Annotated in this window: 19 protein-coding genes; 5 read left to right on the forward strand and 14 right to left on the reverse strand. The window is 50.6% G+C overall.

Annotated elements, in window-relative coordinates; all coding sequences use genetic code 11:
• Positions 1-2: 2 nt before the first annotated feature.
• The 9 genes from fliN to fliF all read right to left on the reverse strand — a co-directional run bounded on the left by fliN (position 3) and on the right by fliF (position 8275).
• Entirely contained in the window at positions 3-416 is a 414-nt protein-coding gene (gene fliN / locus ACJHX7_RS02985) for a flagellar motor switch protein FliN (RefSeq protein WP_001282091.1), read from the reverse strand.
• Positions 413-1417, reverse strand: a complete 1005-nt coding sequence (fliM, locus tag ACJHX7_RS02990; RefSeq protein ID WP_001295641.1) for a flagellar motor switch protein FliM — start codon at positions 1415-1417, stop codon at positions 413-415. The genes fliN and fliM overlap by 4 nt, the downstream gene beginning before the upstream one ends.
• Before the next feature lie 4 nt (positions 1418-1421).
• Entirely contained in the window at positions 1422-1886 is a 465-nt protein-coding gene (fliL, locus tag ACJHX7_RS02995; protein ID WP_000133119.1) for a flagellar basal body-associated protein FliL, read from the reverse strand.
• A gap of 104 nt (positions 1887-1990) precedes the next feature.
• On the reverse strand, positions 1991-3118 hold the full coding sequence (locus ACJHX7_RS03000) for a flagellar hook-length control protein FliK (RefSeq protein WP_094029892.1): 1128 nt from the start codon (positions 3116-3118) through the stop codon (positions 1991-1993).
• The gene (gene fliJ, locus ACJHX7_RS03005) at positions 3115-3558 is read right to left on the reverse strand and encodes a flagellar export protein FliJ (protein WP_220415627.1); all 444 of its coding nucleotides are present in this window, start codon (positions 3556-3558) and stop codon (positions 3115-3117) included. The genes ACJHX7_RS03000 and fliJ overlap by 4 nt, the downstream gene beginning before the upstream one ends.
• Before the next feature lie 18 nt (positions 3559-3576).
• Positions 3577-4950, reverse strand: coding sequence for a flagellar protein export ATPase FliI (gene fliI, locus ACJHX7_RS03010; protein ID WP_000213294.1), 1374 nt, complete (start codon positions 4948-4950; stop codon positions 3577-3579).
• Entirely contained in the window at positions 4950-5636 is a 687-nt protein-coding gene (fliH, locus tag ACJHX7_RS03015) for a flagellar assembly protein FliH (RefSeq protein ID WP_085455385.1), read from the reverse strand. The genes fliI and fliH overlap by 1 nt, the downstream gene beginning before the upstream one ends.
• Positions 5629-6624, reverse strand: a complete 996-nt coding sequence (gene fliG / locus ACJHX7_RS03020; protein ID WP_000067950.1) for a flagellar motor switch protein FliG — start codon at positions 6622-6624, stop codon at positions 5629-5631. The genes fliH and fliG overlap by 8 nt, the downstream gene beginning before the upstream one ends.
• A complete protein-coding gene (fliF, locus tag ACJHX7_RS03025) occupies positions 6617-8275 on the reverse strand; it encodes a flagellar basal-body MS-ring/collar protein FliF (protein ID WP_094029893.1) in 1659 nt (552 codons plus the stop codon). The genes fliG and fliF overlap by 8 nt, the downstream gene beginning before the upstream one ends.
• Before the next feature lie 214 nt (positions 8276-8489).
• Between fliF and fliE the strand changes: the two genes are divergently transcribed.
• From fliE to ACJHX7_RS03045, 4 genes are all read left to right on the forward strand, one after another.
• Positions 8490-8804 (forward strand): flagellar hook-basal body complex protein FliE, encoded by a 315-nt coding sequence (gene fliE, locus ACJHX7_RS03030; protein ID WP_001301376.1) that lies wholly within the window; start codon positions 8490-8492, stop codon positions 8802-8804.
• 333 nt (positions 8805-9137) lie between these two features.
• Complete coding sequence (gene emrE, locus ACJHX7_RS03035) at positions 9138-9470, forward strand: multidrug efflux SMR transporter EmrE (RefSeq protein ID WP_001070440.1); 333 nt, start codon at positions 9138-9140, stop codon at positions 9468-9470.
• Positions 9471-9638: 168 nt separating this feature from the next.
• On the forward strand, positions 9639-10190 hold the full coding sequence (gene ybcL / locus ACJHX7_RS03040; protein WP_001613319.1) for a Raf kinase inhibitor-like protein YbcL: 552 nt from the start codon (positions 9639-9641) through the stop codon (positions 10188-10190).
• Positions 10191-10199: 9 nt separating this feature from the next.
• Positions 10200-10997, forward strand: a complete 798-nt coding sequence (locus ACJHX7_RS03045) for a helix-turn-helix transcriptional regulator (RefSeq protein ID WP_094029895.1) — start codon at positions 10200-10202, stop codon at positions 10995-10997.
• 501 nt (positions 10998-11498) lie between these two features.
• On the opposite strand, the gene ompC is transcribed toward ACJHX7_RS03045, so the two are convergent.
• The 4 genes from ompC to yedE form a co-directional block, all read right to left on the reverse strand.
• Positions 11499-12581 carry a porin OmpC gene (ompC, locus tag ACJHX7_RS03050; RefSeq protein ID WP_000737290.1) on the reverse strand — a complete coding sequence of 361 codons (1083 nt, stop codon included), beginning with the start codon at positions 12579-12581 and terminating at the stop codon, positions 11499-11501.
• 512 nt (positions 12582-13093) lie between these two features.
• Positions 13094-13762 carry an SOS response-associated peptidase gene (locus tag ACJHX7_RS03055; protein WP_410231524.1) on the reverse strand — a complete coding sequence of 223 codons (669 nt, stop codon included), beginning with the start codon at positions 13760-13762 and terminating at the stop codon, positions 13094-13096.
• A gap of 106 nt (positions 13763-13868) precedes the next feature.
• Positions 13869-14102 carry a sulfurtransferase-like selenium metabolism protein YedF gene (gene yedF, locus ACJHX7_RS03060; RefSeq protein WP_000790504.1) on the reverse strand — a complete coding sequence of 78 codons (234 nt, stop codon included), beginning with the start codon at positions 14100-14102 and terminating at the stop codon, positions 13869-13871.
• Entirely contained in the window at positions 14099-15304 is a 1206-nt protein-coding gene (yedE, locus tag ACJHX7_RS03065) for a selenium metabolism membrane protein YedE/FdhT (RefSeq protein ID WP_000118897.1), read from the reverse strand. Before yedE ends, yedF begins: the two co-directional genes overlap by 4 nt.
• A gap of 186 nt (positions 15305-15490) precedes the next feature.
• Here yedE and yedD point away from each other — a divergent pair, with 186 nt between their 5' ends.
• Positions 15491-15904, forward strand: a complete 414-nt coding sequence (yedD, locus tag ACJHX7_RS03070; protein WP_001295642.1) for a lipoprotein YedD — start codon at positions 15491-15493, stop codon at positions 15902-15904.
• A gap of 33 nt (positions 15905-15937) precedes the next feature.
• On the opposite strand, the gene amyA is transcribed toward yedD, so the two are convergent.
• Positions 15938-17425: an alpha-amylase gene (gene amyA, locus ACJHX7_RS03075; RefSeq protein WP_094029898.1), complete on the reverse strand. Its 1488-nt coding sequence runs from the start codon at positions 17423-17425 to the stop codon at positions 15938-15940.
• Between the last annotated feature and the right edge of the window lie 26 nt (positions 17426-17451).

Genomic DNA, 17451 nt, shown 5'->3' on the forward strand with positions numbered 1-17451 from the left:
CACTAACGGCTCAGGCGGCGCATCCGCTCAGACGGAGTAATGATATCGGTGATCCGCACGCCATATTTATCAGCGACTACGACAACTTCGCCCTGAGCAATTAAATAACCGTTGATCAGAATATCCAGCGGTTCGCCCGCCAGACCGTCCAGCGCCACGACTGATCCTTGCGTCAGACGCAATAACTCTTTGATGGTCATTCGTGTGCGGCCCAGCTCGACGGTCAGCTTGACCGGAATATCCATAATCAGGTCGATATCCTGCAACGTTCCGCTGACATCACCACCGCCAAATTGCTGGAACACCGCGTCGGCAGCGCTTTTGCCACTGGTTGATTTTTGTTCGCTCAACGCTTCAGCCCACAGATCGTCCATTGCGCCGTTGTTGTCATCGGCCGGATTATTCATGTCACTCATTTGGGCTGTTCCTCGTTCAGAGAATTTAAAATCGGGTTAATCAAATGTTCTATCCGTAACGCATACTGACCGTTGAGGGTGCCGTACTGACTGGTCAGAACCGGGACGCCGTCAACATGGGCGATGATGCGATCGGGTTTTTCTATCGGCAGGACGTCGCCGGGTTTCAGTTTTAAAATCTGCGACAGGCGTAGCGAGATATCGGCAAAGTTGGCCACCAGTTCCAGCTGTGAATGCTGCACCTGGCGCACCAGGTTATCGCGCCAGTTCTGATCTTCATTACGCGAGTTTTCCAGCGGCGGGTTAACCAACAATTCCCGTAGCGGCTCGATCATGCTGAATGGCAGGCAGATATTAAATTCGCCGGTCAGGTTGCCAATCTCCACATGGAACGGCGTGTTAACCACAATGTCGTTCGGCGAGGTGGTGATATTGGTAAATTTCACCTGCATTTCCGAACGCACGTACTCAACTTCCAGCGGATTAATCGCCTTCCATGCGTCGCTATAGCCTTCAAGCGCCAGTTTCAACATGCGGTTGATGACGCGCTGTTCGGTATGGGTAAACTCACGGCCTTCCACTTTGGTCGGGAAGCGTCCATCGCCGCCAAACAGGTTATCCACGGCGATAAACACCAGACTCGGTGAGAACACCACCAGCCCTGTGCCGCGCAGCGGTTTCAGATGGATAAGGTTCAGGTTGGTCGGCACCGGCAGGTTGCGGGCAAATTCATGGTACGGCTGAATGCGAATGGCCCCGACGGTAATATCCGGGCTACGGCGCAGCAGGTTGAACAGCCCCATACGAAAATGGCGAGCAAAGCGCTCATTAATGATTTCCAGCGCCTGCAAACGTTCGCGCACAACCCGTCGTTGAGTATTCGGATCGTACGGACGAATGTCACTTTCGCCGCTAACACTGGCTGTCGGTTCGTCTTTGACTTCGCTGTCACCATTCAACAGCGCATCAATTTCAGCTTGAGAAAGAATACTATCGCCCATGTCGTTATCGCAGAATAAAAGCGGTATACAGCACGTCGGTGACATCCTGTTTCGGTTGCCCGGCAACAAGCGGGGTGGAAAGTGTGGTTTTAATCTCGGCAATCAGGTTTTTCTTGCCTTCTTCTGTCGCCAGTACGGCAGCATCCTGACGCGAAAACAGTAACAGCAAACGGCTACGGACTTCCGGCAAATACTCACTTAGCCGCGAGCGGGTAGCTTCATCTTTGAGTCGCAGGGTTATGCCGATATAAAGCACGCGATCCGCATCGCCCAGATTGACTGTAAAGGTATCCAGCGCATAGAAGACCGGGGAGGGCACGACGCGTTGCTGCGCTTTGTCTTCAGCGGCAACCTGATGCGAATGCCAGTAGCTGTAACCTGCGCTGGCACAGGCCGCGAGGGTAATGAATACCAGAATCGGGATCCAAAGCGATCGCTTGCTTTTCTTGCTTATCGCGTAATCAGTCATGTGTTGCGGTCTTCCTGTGTCGCTACTGCTTATCGGCTAATTATCCTGCGTCTTGAGCGCAACAAAGCGGGGAAAAGACGCGGATTACGGTGCTACCTCTGACGTTAGGCGAAAATATCAACGCCGCTGTTGCCTGTTACACGCCCTTGTAAAGAGACGGGAACCGGAAGCGTATCGTCGTCTTCCCCCGCCAGAGGTTCATGGTTTGCTGTGCGTTGGCTTTGCTGTTGTTGGGAAGCGGCCTGCTGCTGACCACTAAAGCTTTCGCCACTGATGTTGCTTTGCCCTAACTGAATGCCACTTTCGGCCAGCTGCGTACGCAGTACCGGCAGCGCTGCTTCCAGGGCGGCGCGTACGTGCTGATACGGCGAAACCATCTGGATTTGCGCCTGGTTATCATCCACTTTGAGGGAGATTTGCACTTCACCTAAATCCTGTGGGTGCAGACGCAACTCTGCACTTTGTTGCCCCTGGCGGGTGAACAGCGAAATATGCTGGCTTAATGATTGTTGCCATTCGTGAGAACCCAGCGGTGCACTCAAGACAGGCGCGGCGACGGTGGGCAGTGGCTGTGTCTGGTGTGGAGTGATTAGCGGGCTGGCGGCAGCGGTCACCGGTGAAGGTGTGCTGATGACTTCCGCTTTACTCTGGGCTTCTGCTACCAGCGCTGTTAATGGCTGAGCTGGCGTGCCGGGGGCGTCATCAGGCTGTGCTGTAGTGAGTTGCGCAGAAGTCAGTTTTGTGAAAAGCGTTGGTTTCTCTGTCGGTAACACGGTTGACGGTGCATCAGTCACTTTGGGCGTATTGTCAAAACCCGGCAACATCGCAAAAAGGGCACTCAGGCTTGCGGTGACGTCTTCATTCAGATCATCCGCTTTTTCGTCTTTTGCCGTATTGTTGTCAGCCGCCGCAGCCAACGTTATCGTCTGAGCGGTGGTTAACGGTGTTAATGTGGATTGTTCGTCGTTGATGACAGGCGGTGTTTCATCCACAGGGATCAGTAAATCTGCTTGTTGCGCGTCTGAAAGAATATCGCTGACCAGCGGCTCGCCTTTTGCCGTGGGCTTATCTGTTGCCACCAGCAACTGGGGAGTCGCTTTGTCGGTTGTTGCCTCGCCTGTTAATGCTTCGCTCAACAACGCGAGAAAATCTTGTGCAGCATCGCTGGCTTTGCCGCCAGGCAATGTGGCGTTATCAACGTCAGCGGTAATCAAGGGCGCTATGCGAATCATTCAGGTTTCCTCATGGCGGCGCGCTGGGCGAACTCATCCATCTTTTTCTGATCGAGGCGGTTTTCTGCAAGCAGTGCCGCCGTGGATTGCCGTTCCTGCAGTGTCTGCCAGGCCTGCAAACGTTGTTTCTTTTCTCGCCAGCTGTTCAGGGCAATGTCAACTTTCTGCGTCCACTGATTAAGTTGCTGGCGATGCTGAGTAATGGCTTTTTCCAGCGTCTGGATAAACTGCTGATAGTTGAACCAGCGGTTGCTGGTCATCCCGGCACTCATATCGCTATTGAGGTTATTGCGATATTCATTCTGATAATCGATCAGCATTTTGAGCTGTTCTTCCGCCTGCTGACATCCGCGACGCATTTCACCCAGCAGGCGCGCGGCATCCTCTACCTCTTTTTCTGCCAGATCTTTCAGGGTCGCCAGCGCACCATGTTCTGCCATCTGCCGTTATCTCCTGGGTTATGACACTGTCGGGAAAATACGCTCCAGCCCCTGGAGAGACGCTTCCCAGTCCGCGCGTTCAAAAATGCCTTGTTGCAAATAGCCCTCCAGCTGCGGCCACAGGGCGATGGCTTTATCGAGCATTGGATCGCTGCCTTTGGCATACGCACCGACGCTAACCAGATCGCGGTTACGCTGAAAACTCGACAACAGCTGTTTGAAGGTGCGCACTCGCGCATAATGTTGCTCGCTGATCAACGCCGTCATTGCGCGGCTGATCGACGCTTCAATATCGATAGCCGGATAGTGCCCGGCTTCCGCCAGTCGGCGAGACAGCACAATGTGACCGTCGAGGATTGCCCGCGCGGAGTCGGCAATGGGGTCCTGCTGGTCATCGCCTTCGGTGAGCACGGTATAAAACGCGGTAATCGAGCCGCCGCCGCTAATACCATTTCCGGCACGCTCGACCAGTGCCGGTAATTTGGCAAACACCGACGGTGGATAACCTTTAGTGGCAGGTGGTTCGCCAATCGCCAGCGCAATTTCACGCTGGGCCATCGCGTAGCGGGTGAGGGAGTCCATAATCAGCAACACATGCTGACCACGATCGCGAAAATCTTCGGCAATGCGCGTGGCATAGGCGGCACCCTGCATTCGCAGGAGCGGAGAAACATCCGCTGGAGCGGCAATCACCACGGAGCGTGCACGTCCTTCGGCACCGAGGATATTCTCAATAAAATCTTTTACTTCGCGCCCTCGTTCACCAATCAAACCCACGACAATGACATCGGCGCGGGTGTAACGGGCCATCATCCCCAGCAGCACACTTTTACCAACGCCGGACCCGGCAAACAGCCCCATACGCTGCCCGCGCCCGACGGTAAGCAGGGCATTGATTGGGCGCACGCCGGTGTCCAGCACATGTTCAATCGGTGTACGTTGCAATGGGTTAAATGGCGGGGTAATCAGCGCACCGGTTTCCGTCGTATCGGGGGAGGGGAGGCCATCGAGCGGTTTACCGCTGCCGTCCAGAACGCGACCTAATAACGCCGGACCGAGCGGCAACTGCTTGCCGCTTTGCAGCCCTTCAGCCGAAATGTTTTTGGCATAAACACGCGCGCCGGGCAGGACACCTTCCACTTCCTCCAGCGGCATTAAAAACAGCCGTTGACCGTTAAAGCCAACGACTTCGCTTTCTACTTCGTGCGTTTCGCTGCCGTTCTGGCGTTCAATGACACAGGTTGCGCCGAGCGGCAATTGTAATCCGGTGGCTTCCAGCACCAGCCCGGTAGCGCGGGTTAATCGCCCATAGCGACGTACCGCAGGCAACTGCGCCATTTTGGCTTCGAAGTTATCCAGCGTGGTTAGCCAGCGAGTCAGGCGCGTGGTCATTACACCACTCCTGGTGCTGCCAGACGGCAGAGTTCTTGCCAGCGGGTGGCGACACTGGCGTCGAGATCGCCTTCATCGGCGGAGACTTTACAGCCGCCAGGATGGAGGGTGGGATCGCCCCGCAAGCGCCAGCCATGCAAACTTAAAGTTGCGCCGAGCATATCATCAACACGTTGCAGATCATCGGGGTGCACGCGCAGCTGCGGTTTACCGCTGAACAACGGTTCTTGCTGCAACAACTGTTGGATCTGTTTGATCAGTGCCGAGTTGTCCACCGTTGGCGTCTGACCGATCACCTGGCGTGCCGCCTCCAGCGCCATCTGCATCAGGCGCGAAGCAATCACACTATCAAGCGCATCAAGGGTAGTTTGAAATTCGCTGACCAGTTGCTGCATCCGGGCATGAATTGGCGCTTGTTGAGACTTCGCCTCTGCCAGACCTTGTTCCAGCCCCTGGGCCAGGCCTTCCTGATAGCCCTGCTCATGACCTTGCTGGAGACCTTCGGCAATCCCCGCCTGATAACCCTGCTCGTGGGCCTGCATTTTCAGTTGCGCCAGTTGCTGCTCAAGGCTGGGTTCGGCCTCTTCAATAATGGTTTCTTCCGACTCGACCATTGGCACAAACTCTGCCGGTGGTGGCGCGAGATCGTCCGGCGTCCAGGTTTTCCACGGCAGATTATCAGACATAGGTATCCTCGCCGCTGCCAATCACCATCTCGCCAGTTTCGGCAAGACGGCGCACAATCAGCAGAATCGCTTTCTGTTCGTTTTCCACCTGCGACAGACGCACCGGACCACGGTTGGCGAGATCGTCGCGCAGAATATCGGCGGCACGCTGCGACATATTGCGCAGGAATTTCTCGCGCAGTGGCTGCTCGGCCCCTTTCAGCGCGATCAGCAGCGATTCGGAATCCACTTCCTGCAACAGACGCTGAATGCTGCGATCATCGACATCCACCAGATTCTCGAACAGGAACATCTCATCGATGATTTTCTGCGCCAGCTCGCCGTCGAATTCACGCACGGCGGTAATAACGGCTTCTTCCTGCTGCGTTTTCATCAGGTTGATAATTTCGGCTGCCGTTCTCACGCCGCCCATTTTGCTGCGCTTGAGATTCTGACCGTCGAGCAAGCCATTCAGTACTTCGGTCAGCTCCGCCAGCGCGGCAGGCTGCACGCCGCCAAAGGTGGCGATACGCAACATCACGTCGTGGCGCAGACGTTCATCGAACAACGCCAGAATATCGGCGGCCTGGGCGCGCTTCAGATGCACCAGAATGGTGGCGATAATTTGCGGATGCTCATCGCGAATCAGATCGGCGGCGCTCTGCGGCTCCATAAAGTTGAGCGTTTCAATACCGCTGGCGGTATCGCGGGTTTCGAGAATATCCTCCAGCAGGCTGGCGGCACGTTCTTCACCCAGAGCTTTGACCAATACCGAACGCAGATAATCGTTGGCGTTGATATTCAGTGCGGCAAACTGTTCAGCTTCTTGCTCAAACTCCGCCAGCACATCGGTTAACTGCTTGTTGGAGATCTGCGTGACGTTCGCCATTGCAGCGCTCAGAGTTTGCACTTCGCGCTGGGAGAGGTGCTTGAACACCTCTGCCGCCCGGTCTTCGCCAATGGTCATCAGCAGGATGACGCTTTTATCGGTGCCTGTCAGGTTACTCATGATCGTTATTTATCCACTGGCGAATGACCAGCGCCACCACGCGCGGATCGTTATCAGACATTTCACGGATACGCTGGCTCATGACTTCTGCCCCCAGTCGTTGGTTAGCGCGCCGTTGTTGGAGTTGTTCGTCTTTGCTCAGACGGACTTCCACCGCATCTTCCACTTCCTCGCGGGCCTGCGCCTGTTGCTGCACAGTCTTCACCGCCTCGGCGCGACGTGTTAGCTGCGGGCGTACCGCTTTCCGCCACAGCAGCCACGCCACCAGCAGTACCAGCAACCAGCGACCGGCAGCAAGTAACTGATCGATAAACGCTTGCTGTTGCCAGAACGGCAGTTCTCCGCCGCTTTCGTCACTGCTATTGAACGGCGAGTTGACGACATTGAGCGAGTCACCGCGTTTTTCAGAAAAGCCCATCGCCTCGCGGGTCAGATCTTCAATTTGTTTCATCTGTTCGTTGCTGAGAGGCAATGGTTTACCGTCTGGCAAGGTTTTGTAATTCACCACTACCGCGACTGACAGACGTTGCACATCGCCCACGTTCATTTTGGTATGACGAATGGTGCGATCGACTTCGTAGTTACTGGTTTCATTCCGCTGTGTGCTACGCGGCCCACTATTGCTGGTGGTGCTCGCCTGCTGCTGGCGGTTATTTTGATTTGCCGGAGGCGTGCTGATTGGCGCGTTATTCGCAGGTGCCGGTTGATTCGACAACGCCCCCGGTACGCCGCCCGGATAACCGGAACCGCTTTGCTCGCTCTCATTAAGCTGGCGTGAACGAAGCGCCGCCTGAGATTCATCACCGTTAGGGCGATACTGTTCTTCCGTTTGTTCTTTACTGGCGAAGTCCAGTTGCGCCGTGACCTGGGCGTGAATATTACCGTTACCAACAATAGGCGACAGGATCGCTTCAATACGCCGCTGAATACGGCCTTCGACATCGCTGGCATATTTCAACTGAGCGTCATTAAGATCGCGCCCGCTGGTGTTGGACTGGGTTAACAGATGTCCGCCCTGATCCACCAGCGTGACGTTTCCCGGCGGCAGACCAGCCACCGCGCTGGAAACCAGATGTACAATGGCGCTAATTTGTCCTTCATCGAGTGCGCGGCCGGGTAACAGATTTACCGTCACTGATGCAGAAGGGGATTTTTGCTCACGGACGAATAAAGACGGTTTCGGCATTGCCAGATGTACGCGCGCCCCTTTTACCGGGCCGATAGTTTCGATGGTACGAGAAAGCTCGCCTTCCAGCGCCCGCTGATAATTCACCTGTTCGCTGAACTGGCTGATACCAAACTTTTCCTGATCGAGCAGTTCGAAACCGATCGCGCCGCCTTTGGGCAAACCTTGTTGCGCCAGGCGCAGGCGCAGTTCGTGAACTTTATCTGCCGGAACTTCAATAGCGCCGCTGGCTTCGCTGAAGCGGTAAGGAATATTCATTTGCGTCAGTTGGCTGACAATTGCGCCACCATCCTGATCGGAAAGATTGCTGAATAATGTGCGGTAGTCGGGGGCTTTCGCCCACAGGATCAGTGCGACCATGACCGCTACTGCTGCGGAACCGGCAACAATCAATGGAATTTTCGGATTCGCACGCAGGCGATTAAGCCACTCAAGAGATTTTGTCTGGGCTGCAGTCGCATTCATCGCGCACCTCGTGGCTGATTATGGACGGCGTTATTGGCAAAGTGGAACAAGACTCACTCCCGGGTCAGCAAACTCGAAAAATTGACGCTCCCATTATTTGTGCTTTCGTTTTTTTCTATCCGCCAATAAACCCGTTTTTTTGTTGCTATTTAGCGCCTTTGTCTTATTGACTTACTGGTAGGCTTTGCTACCAGAAATTATCCGGGAGATGAAAATGTCAGCGATACAGGGGATTGAAGGGGTTATCAGCCAGTTACAGACCACGGCGATGAGTGCGCGTGCGCAGGAATCACTGCCGCAACCGACCATTAGTTTTGCCGGGCAGCTGCACGCCGCGCTCGATCGCATAAGCGATACACAAACAGCCGCCCGCACGCAGGCAGAAAAATTCACTCTCGGTGAACCCGGCGTGGCGTTAAACGATGTGATGACCGATATGCAAAAAGCCTCAGTTTCTATGCAAATGGGGATTCAGGTGCGTAATAAGCTGGTAGCGGCGTATCAGGAAGTGATGAGCATGCAGGTGTAGGTTGTGTAACCTGTTGTTGATTACATCCGATCTCACCGCGTGGGGCATGGATGGGGCAAACTCACTCAATTTCTGGTTTAAAATGGATACCTGATCCTGGTTGTTTTCTGCCATCCACGATCCGTAAACGCGATAACATGTTTTGTCTTCGCTTTGCTCCCAGGAAGAGTGAACCCTTTCGTTAGCCTGGGGTTCCTTCTGATCATTATTGTTCCTGCCTTTATCTCTTGCCACGCCAGAGCCCCCTGGATACACATACACCAGGATGAAAACGGTGAGTTGTGTTCAAACTGTAGTACAATTCTCTCCAGTATGAACAGGAAAGAATATGCTATGAACCCTTATATTTATCTTGGTGGCGCAATACTTGCAGAGGTCATTGGTACAACCTTAATGAAGTTTTCAGAGGGGTTTACACGGTTATGGCCCTCTGTTGGCACAATTATTTGCTATTGTGCATCATTTTGGTTATTAGCTCAGACACTGGCTTATATACCTACAGGGATTGCTTATGCTATCTGGTCAGGAGTCGGTATCGTTCTGATTAGTTTGCTTTCCTGGGGATTTTTTGGTCAACGACTGGACCTGCCAGCCATCATAGGCATGATGTTGATTTGTGCCGGTGTGTTAGTCATTAACTTGTTGTCACGAAGTGCACCGCATTAAAAAATAATCATCCTTGAGATAACAGGAATCTGATTTGTGCATATTATGGCTAATGTTCGGGGCAACTTTATAATTATGATTGCATTTGCGCGATCATTGCGCCTTTATGCATAATGAGATTAAGGCACATCAAATAAAATAACGATAGGTCACAACAATGAGGTTTTTATGAAAAAACTTATCGTTTCAAGTGTATTGGCATTCATAACATTTTCTGCGCAGGCCGCAGCATTTCAGGTCACTAGTAATGAAATAAAAACAGGAGAGCAACTTACAACGTCTCATGTATTTTCTGGATTTGGGTGTGAGGGGGGTAATACATCGCCCTCATTAACCTGGTCTGGTGCTCCAGAAGGCACCAAAAGCTTTGCCGTAACTGTGTATGATCCAGATGCGCCTACAGGCAGTGGATGGTGGCACTGGACTGTTGCTAATATTCCAGCAACTGTAACATATTTGCCCGCTGATGCAGGAAGACGTGATGGTACAAAACTTCCGACTGGTGCTGTTCAAGGCCGAAATGATTTTGGTTATGCAGGATTTGGTGGAGCATGTCCTCCCAAAGGAGATAAACCCCATCATTACCAGTTTAAAATATGGGCTCTAAAAACTGATAAGATTCCTGTGGATTCTAATTCCAGCGGAGCGTTAGTTGGTTATATGCTTAATGCCAATAAAATTGCAACCGCTGAGATAACACCCGTTTATGAGGTAAAGTAGGATAAGAGTATGCTGGCAAAAGATAGGACTAACCTAAAGATTGAAGAAATACGGATGCATAAACATCATGAGATTCACAGGGTTAAGCCTCTTATGCCAGCTTTATGTCGTATTCGTCAGGGAAAAAAAGTTATCAATTGGGAGACGCATAGTCTAACTGTTGATAATAATCAGATAATATTATTTCCCTGTGGATATGAATTTTATATTGCGAATTATCCAGAAGCAGGTCTTTATCTTGCAGAAATGCTTTATTATCCCATTGATCTAATTGAAAAGTTTCAAAAACTTTATGCGATAACTGATCAAATTCGTAACACGACAGGTTTCTGCTTACCTCAGAACCCCGAGTTAATATATTGTTGGGAGCAACTAAAAACATCTATTTCCCGAGGCTTCTCAACGCAAATTCAGGAACACTTAGCAATGGGCGTTCTACTTTCATTAGGTGCACATCATGTTAATTGTTTACTTTTATCAGATAGTAAACAATCATTAATAAGTCGTTGTTATAACCTAATGCTATCCGAACCTGGAACAAAATGGACAGCAAACAAGGTAGCGAGATATCTCTACATTTCTGTTTCCACATTGCATCGCCGTCTGGCAAGCGAGGGAGTAAGTTTTCAAAGTATATTGGACGACGTGAGGTTAAATAATGCGTTGTCTGCTATACAAACGACAGTAAAACCCATCAGCGAGATTGCCTGGGAAAATGGTTACAAGTGTCCTTCTCGTTTTACTGAAAGGTTCCATAATCGTTTTAAGATAACACCAAGAGAGCTAAGAAAAGCGTCCAGAGAGTAAAAGTATTTTATGAAGGAGCAACAGCATCGATTTTTATTTTGGAAAATAAATACGGCATACTCAACCTATTGGAGCCTTAACAATCCGGTGACTTCTGCGCTAATCGGGGACGTTTATAAGCACATATAATTGATACTATCTTCCTCCATCACAATTTCAGAAATGCACGTGTGATTTTTTGCATCCGGCGTTTGGACTATGTGGAGCTCAAGAGTGGGAAAGTTACAAGAGGTTGAGGGGATAATTAAAGGGATGCTTATGACATTAGATATCAGGTTAGGTACGGATATCGTTGCTATTAAATCTAATTGATACGTTAATTGTTCACTGAGTATTATTAAAAATGGGGCGTTGAAACGCCCCAGAAAATAAAGGGTAATATATAACAGAAGGTTTATATAGTCAGAAGCAAGATAGTGCTTCTAAGGAAAGTGGCTTGAGGGGGCCACTTATATGTTGTGGGAGGCAAAGCCTCCCACAACATATCTTTGAGTAATCAGATTAGAACTGGTAAACCAATCCTACAGCAACGATATCATCGGTAGCAACGCCAGATGCTTTCGTGAAATCGCTCTTATCAATCAGGTTGATTTTGTAATCAACAAAAGTGGACATATTTTTGTTGAAGTAATAGGTTGCACCTACATCAATATATTCAACCAGGTCCTGATCACCCCACGCACCCAAGTCTTTTCCTTTAGATTGCAGGTAAGCAACGGACGGACGCAGACCGAAGTCGAACTGATATTGTGCAACTACTTCGAAGTTTTGTGCTTTGTTGGCAATATGGTTATTACCAAAAACAGTCATGTTCTGGGTTTCAGAATAGGTGGTAGCCAGATAGATGTTGTTCGCATCATATTTCAGACCAGCTGCCCATACTTCAGCATTTTGACCAGATGCATTCAGGCTGTTGTTACCGTAGATAACCTGATCATTAGTGCGGTCAGATTTAGCATAGGTTGCACCTACACCGAATCCTTCATACTCATAAGTAGTGGAGAAACCGAAACCATCACCGTTAGCTTCAGTTACGTCAGTGCGGTCATTTTTACCCTGATACTGAGCAGCAAAGTTCAGACCATCAACCAGACCAAAGAAGTCGTTGTTACGATAGGTTGCAACACCTGTGGTGCGACCAGTCATGAACACATCTGTTTGGGTCCAGGTATCGCCACCGAATTCTGGCAGAACGTCGGTCCATGCACCGATATCGTATGCTACACCGTAGTTACGGCCATAATCGATGGAGCCGTAGTCACCGAATTTCAGGCCAGCGAAGGCAAGACGGGTTTTATCTTTGGAAGAACCTTGAGATTCAGCACGGTTGCCTTTGAATTCATATTCCCACTGACCGAAACCAGTCAGTTGATCGTTGATTTGAGTTTCGCCTTTGAAGCCCAGACGAACATAAGTTGTGTCGCCATCATCTGCATCGTTAGAAGAGAAGTAGTGCTTAGCATTAACTTTTCCGTACAGATCCAGCTTGTTACTGTCTTTATTGTAAATCTCTGCTGCCTGAGCAGACATCGCCATCAGTACTGATGCAGCTACAGCAGAAATTGCCACTGTTAATTTTTTCATCGTGAGCCCTTTTATTTGAACTATTATTTAAAAATGATGTCACTGCACTACAAATATTCATCCAATCAATGAGATTATTTCAAGATGTAAGTTTTAGTTTCTCATTTAAATTGTGAAGTAGATCCCTATTTTTATCTGAACTGTTTCTATTGCACACAATGCATGACTATTTTGTGAACGAATATAAATTTGGTAGTCAAATTATATTAAAGGTTGTTATTTATGATTGACTCATAATTTATTTATTTAATTTAAATAGCCTAAAAATAACCATGGAAATTATTTTCATGATATTTGTTTAGATTTATTAATGTAATTGAGGTGATTTTATTTAATACGCAATATAGCGCCGCTTGATATTAGTTCTATTTTTTTTGCGTAAGATAGATGAGACAAACTGAGACGCATAATGGTTTGCAAGGCTCTAATACTTTGATGTTGAGGATGTGATGGGGCATGTACGGGGCATAGTACAATGATGTCCATGCAGGTGTAGATAATCTCCAGGCTTATCAAACAGGTTGAATTAACTCCGCGCCCTGGTTTTTGACATTACCTACCGCGCGCGATACCGGGTGCCAGGTGAACTGGTTTGCTGGAACACAGCCACTGGCAGCAATTTCAGAGGCTTCTTTACCGCTAATCTCTTGCCGCATCCATTCCCGCGCAGCTTCTGGCGACAGTACCAGCGGGCGGCGGTCATGAATATCTACCAGACCCTGGTCTGCTGCTACAGTGACAATTAAAAATCCTTCGGCTTCGTCACCACGCTCAAACGGTGTGCTACCTATCGCGGCTATAAAAACAGGTTGTCCATCAGCGCGATAGATAAAATAAGGCTGTTTTTTGTCGCCTTCTTTTTTCCACTCAAACCAGCCATCGGCAAAACAGATTACCCGACCATGTTGCCAGAGCGGTTTAAACATACGACTGGTTGCGGCAGTTTCTACGCGGGCGTTAATCAGCGGCGGTTTATCCCACCATCCGGGAGCATATCCCCAGAAAACCGGATCCAGATGAAGGTGTTCATCACGTTCACTGAGCAGAAGGACTTTGGTTCCCGGCGCGACGTTGTATCTGCCAATGGGTTCGGGATCATAGGGAATATCGCGTTCAATATCTTCCGCGAGAAGCGCAAGGTAATCTTCACGCGTTTGGGATTGGGCAAAGCGTCCACACATAGAAACCTCCTGAGATCATACTGAAAAGAATAGGAGAGGGGGCGGGTAAAATCTATGTGTCAGAGGCAACGATGTTCCCGCTGTGGGCCACAGCGGGAATGAGGGATTACTTCTGAATTAAATAACGAATGGTCGGCCCGTCTTGCTGAATATCCAGCACCGTATAGCCGTGATTACGTGCATCCAGTGGAATATTATTGATTGACTGCGGACAGTCGCTCACCACTTCCAGGATCTCACCTTTTTTTAATTGCGGCATCGCCTCAAGGGTGGCGACTGCCGGATAAGGGCAGGGTTCACCCACCATATCAAGACGGTAATCAGGAACGATATTTTTCATGCGATCTCCTTAGCAGTCTGCGGTGCCGCACGGCGGAAGAAGCGTTTTTCCCAGCCGATAATCAACATCAGAGCAGCAAACAACAGCAAATATGTCACCAGCAGGCCGCCCATCGGGCCAAAGGTTTTCAGGAGGTTGATTTTGTCCCAGTCGGTGGCCAGCGCCGGAGCGAAATCATCCCAGTAATACGCCAGAATCGTTGAGCCGATCACGTTGCCCAGACCGACCCACCAGTAGTGCACCTGGCCTTCTACCGCGCGGTACATCCAGCCGGTTTCGCAGCCGCCTGCCAGCACGATGCCAAAACCAAACAGTAAACCACCAATTACCGCGTTTGGTCCCGCCCACATGATTTTGGGTTCAACGCCTAACTGTACGTAACTGAAGATCCCGATGGCACTCACCGCCATACCGATAATGATTGCTTTCGCCATATGGGTACGTCCGGTGATCCACATATCGCGGAACGCCGAAGTAAAGCAGATTTGCGCACGTTCAATCAGTAAACCAAAGCCGACGCCAAACAGCATTGCCAGCCCCAGTTTGGGCTGGTTCATCGCCGTCAGCAGCGCCCAGCCCAGCATGCCGAAAAAGACCAGCATCCCGAGACGAAAACGACGCCGCGCCTGATCCGGTTTTTGCGTCAGCGGTGAGGCGGCAGAAACTTTCTGCATTTTCACGGGAATACGGAAGATGGGCAGCAGGGTAAAGCGCGCGCCAAACCATGAACCAATGGCAGTGGCGATGGCAAAGAACCAGGCATGCAGCGAGAACTGAGGAATGCCGGTAAAGAACGCCGCCAGGTTACAGCCCATTGCCAGACGCGCGCCAAAACCGGCGATAATGCCGCCAATGATGGCCTGCATAATGCGGATACGGCTGCGCGGCATGCGTAGTTTGACATTGTTGGCCCACAGCGCTGCGGCAAAGCAGCCGCCAAACATACCGAGGATCATCATCCCGTCGATGCGGGTTAATGGCGATCCTTCCAGATGGATAATTTTAAAATAACCCCACTCTTCAGCATGGACGCCAAACAGCTGCAGGAGCTGACCGCCCCAACGGGTAAATTCACCCGTGACAGCCCAAAAGGTGCCAGTAATGCCAAAATAGTAAGTGGAGAGAATACCCGCCGCGATGACCGCAGGGATGGGTGCCCAGAATTTAATCAACCAGGCGTGTTTGAATTGCTGCCATGACATGAATGTAGCCTCTGAACTCAGAAGGTTTGAAACAAGAGTCGCGAATCATACACCATGCAAATTTATTTTCGGGGTAATAATTCACAAAAATAATGGTTAGATCAAATTTCTCTCTGAACCTGGAAAGGCTGGCGACATCAGGGCTTTAATGCCACAATCCTCTTTTCTTCTCATGCAGGACGAATGATGAAAAAACTCGCAATTGCAGGCGCGCTCATGTTGCTGGCGGGCTGTGCCGAAGTCGAAAACTATAACAATGTCGTGAAAACCCCCGCGCCGGACTGGCTGGCGGGCTACTGGCAGACCAAAGGGCCGCAACGTGCGCTGGTCAGTCCGGAAGCGATAGGCAGCCTGATTGTCACTAAAGAGGGCGATACCCTCGATTGCCGTCAGTGGCAGCGGGTGATTGCCGTGCCGGGCAAGTTGACATTGATGTCTGATGATCTCACTAACGTTACCGTAAAACGTGAGCTGTACGAGGTTGAGCGTGACGGTAACACCATTGAGTACGATGGTATGACGATGGAGCGTGTGGATCGCCCGACGGCAGAGTGTGCCGCCGCGCTGGATAAAGCGCCGTTACCGACGCCACTGCCGTAATGAAATCTCCCCGGCTTGCCGCCGGGGATGAATTTAAATCACCTCTTCGATAACCCACACGCTGACGCTGCCGCCGTTGCAAAAGAAGGTCGCTTCGCCGTTTTCGTCGGTTACTACGCTCTCTTGCCGGTTCCCCAGAAAATCACGCCAGGTTTTATTGCCGTAATTCTCTCCCAGATGAATGGTTTTTTCGCCATCATCCCCGTTCGACATGACCACCACGCAGCCGGGATATTCGTCAGTGCCACTGCGGCTAAAGGCAATGCAGTTCGGATGGTCGAAAAATAACGTCTGTACACCGTGGGCGAAACGCTGACGGGCGAGAATTAACTCATCAAGTTGTTCGATTATTGGCATATCTATCGGATAGGTTTGCCCGTCACCGCCGACATCTTCGTAATGCGCGCCATAGAGGTCAGGATAGAACACCGAAGGAACGCCATTTTCCCGCAACAAAATTAAGGCATACGCCAGCGGTTTAAACCACGGTTCGACCGGCGCTTCGAGGGCTTGCAACGGTTGGGTGTCGTGGTTGGCAACGAGGGTTACGGCGTGGAAAGGATCGGCTTCCACTAATGTACCCGTGAAAATCTGCGTCATGTCGTAGTCGCGCCCCATGCGCGATGCTTCATGGAATTTCATCTGCAGCGGCGCATCAAACAGCATGGTTTTGCCTTCCACCTGATCAATATACGTTTGCAGTTTATCGACTTCATGCGACCAGTATTCAGCCACAATAAATAGCGGCTTTGGTGCAACTTCCTGTACGTGTTCGATCCACTCTTTATAAAACCACGCCGGAATATGTTTGACCGCATCAAGACGAAAACCGTCGCATTGCGTTTGTTCCATCACCCAGCGCGCCCAGTATTTAATCTCTTCCGTCACGGCATGATTGCGGAAATCGATATTCTCACCCATCAGATAATCGAAATTACCGAGTTCATCATCAACCTGATCGTTCCAGCCTTCGCCGGTGTAGTCGTTAACAATTTTAAATATGCCATCTTCATTGGGGTTTTCGATATGGTCGATACCGCTAAAACATTTGAAATCCCAGATAAACTGCGAGTATTGCCCGGCACGCGCGGGGAAGGTGTAACGCGTCCAGCCTTCGCACTCAATGATTTCTTCGTCAATTTGCGTACGGTCATCAGCATTTACACGTTGCACGCGAATAGCTTCTTTTTCATCCGCGCCCATTTTGTGATTGACTACCACGTCCAGCAGTACCGCAATGTCATTACGTTTCAGGGCGTCAATGGCGGCCAGCAGTTGTGCTTTATCGCCATATTTAGTAGGGATGCTGCCTTTCTGATCAAACTCGCCTAAATCAAATAAATCATAGGAGTCGTAGCCGACCGAATACCCGCCCGATGCGCCTTTATAGGCGGGCGGCAACCAGACCATATTGATACCAATATCATTAAAACCGTCGGCGCGCTCGGCCAGTTCAGGCCAGAGCTTACCGCCTTCCGGGTAATACCAGTGAAAACATTGTAACAGCGTGGGATTACGCATTCTTCGACTCCATTCAAGGGGAACAT

This window comes from Escherichia sp. WS1451 (genome assembly GCF_046487365.1).
Taxonomy (GTDB): domain Bacteria; phylum Pseudomonadota; class Gammaproteobacteria; order Enterobacterales; family Enterobacteriaceae; genus Escherichia; species Escherichia coli.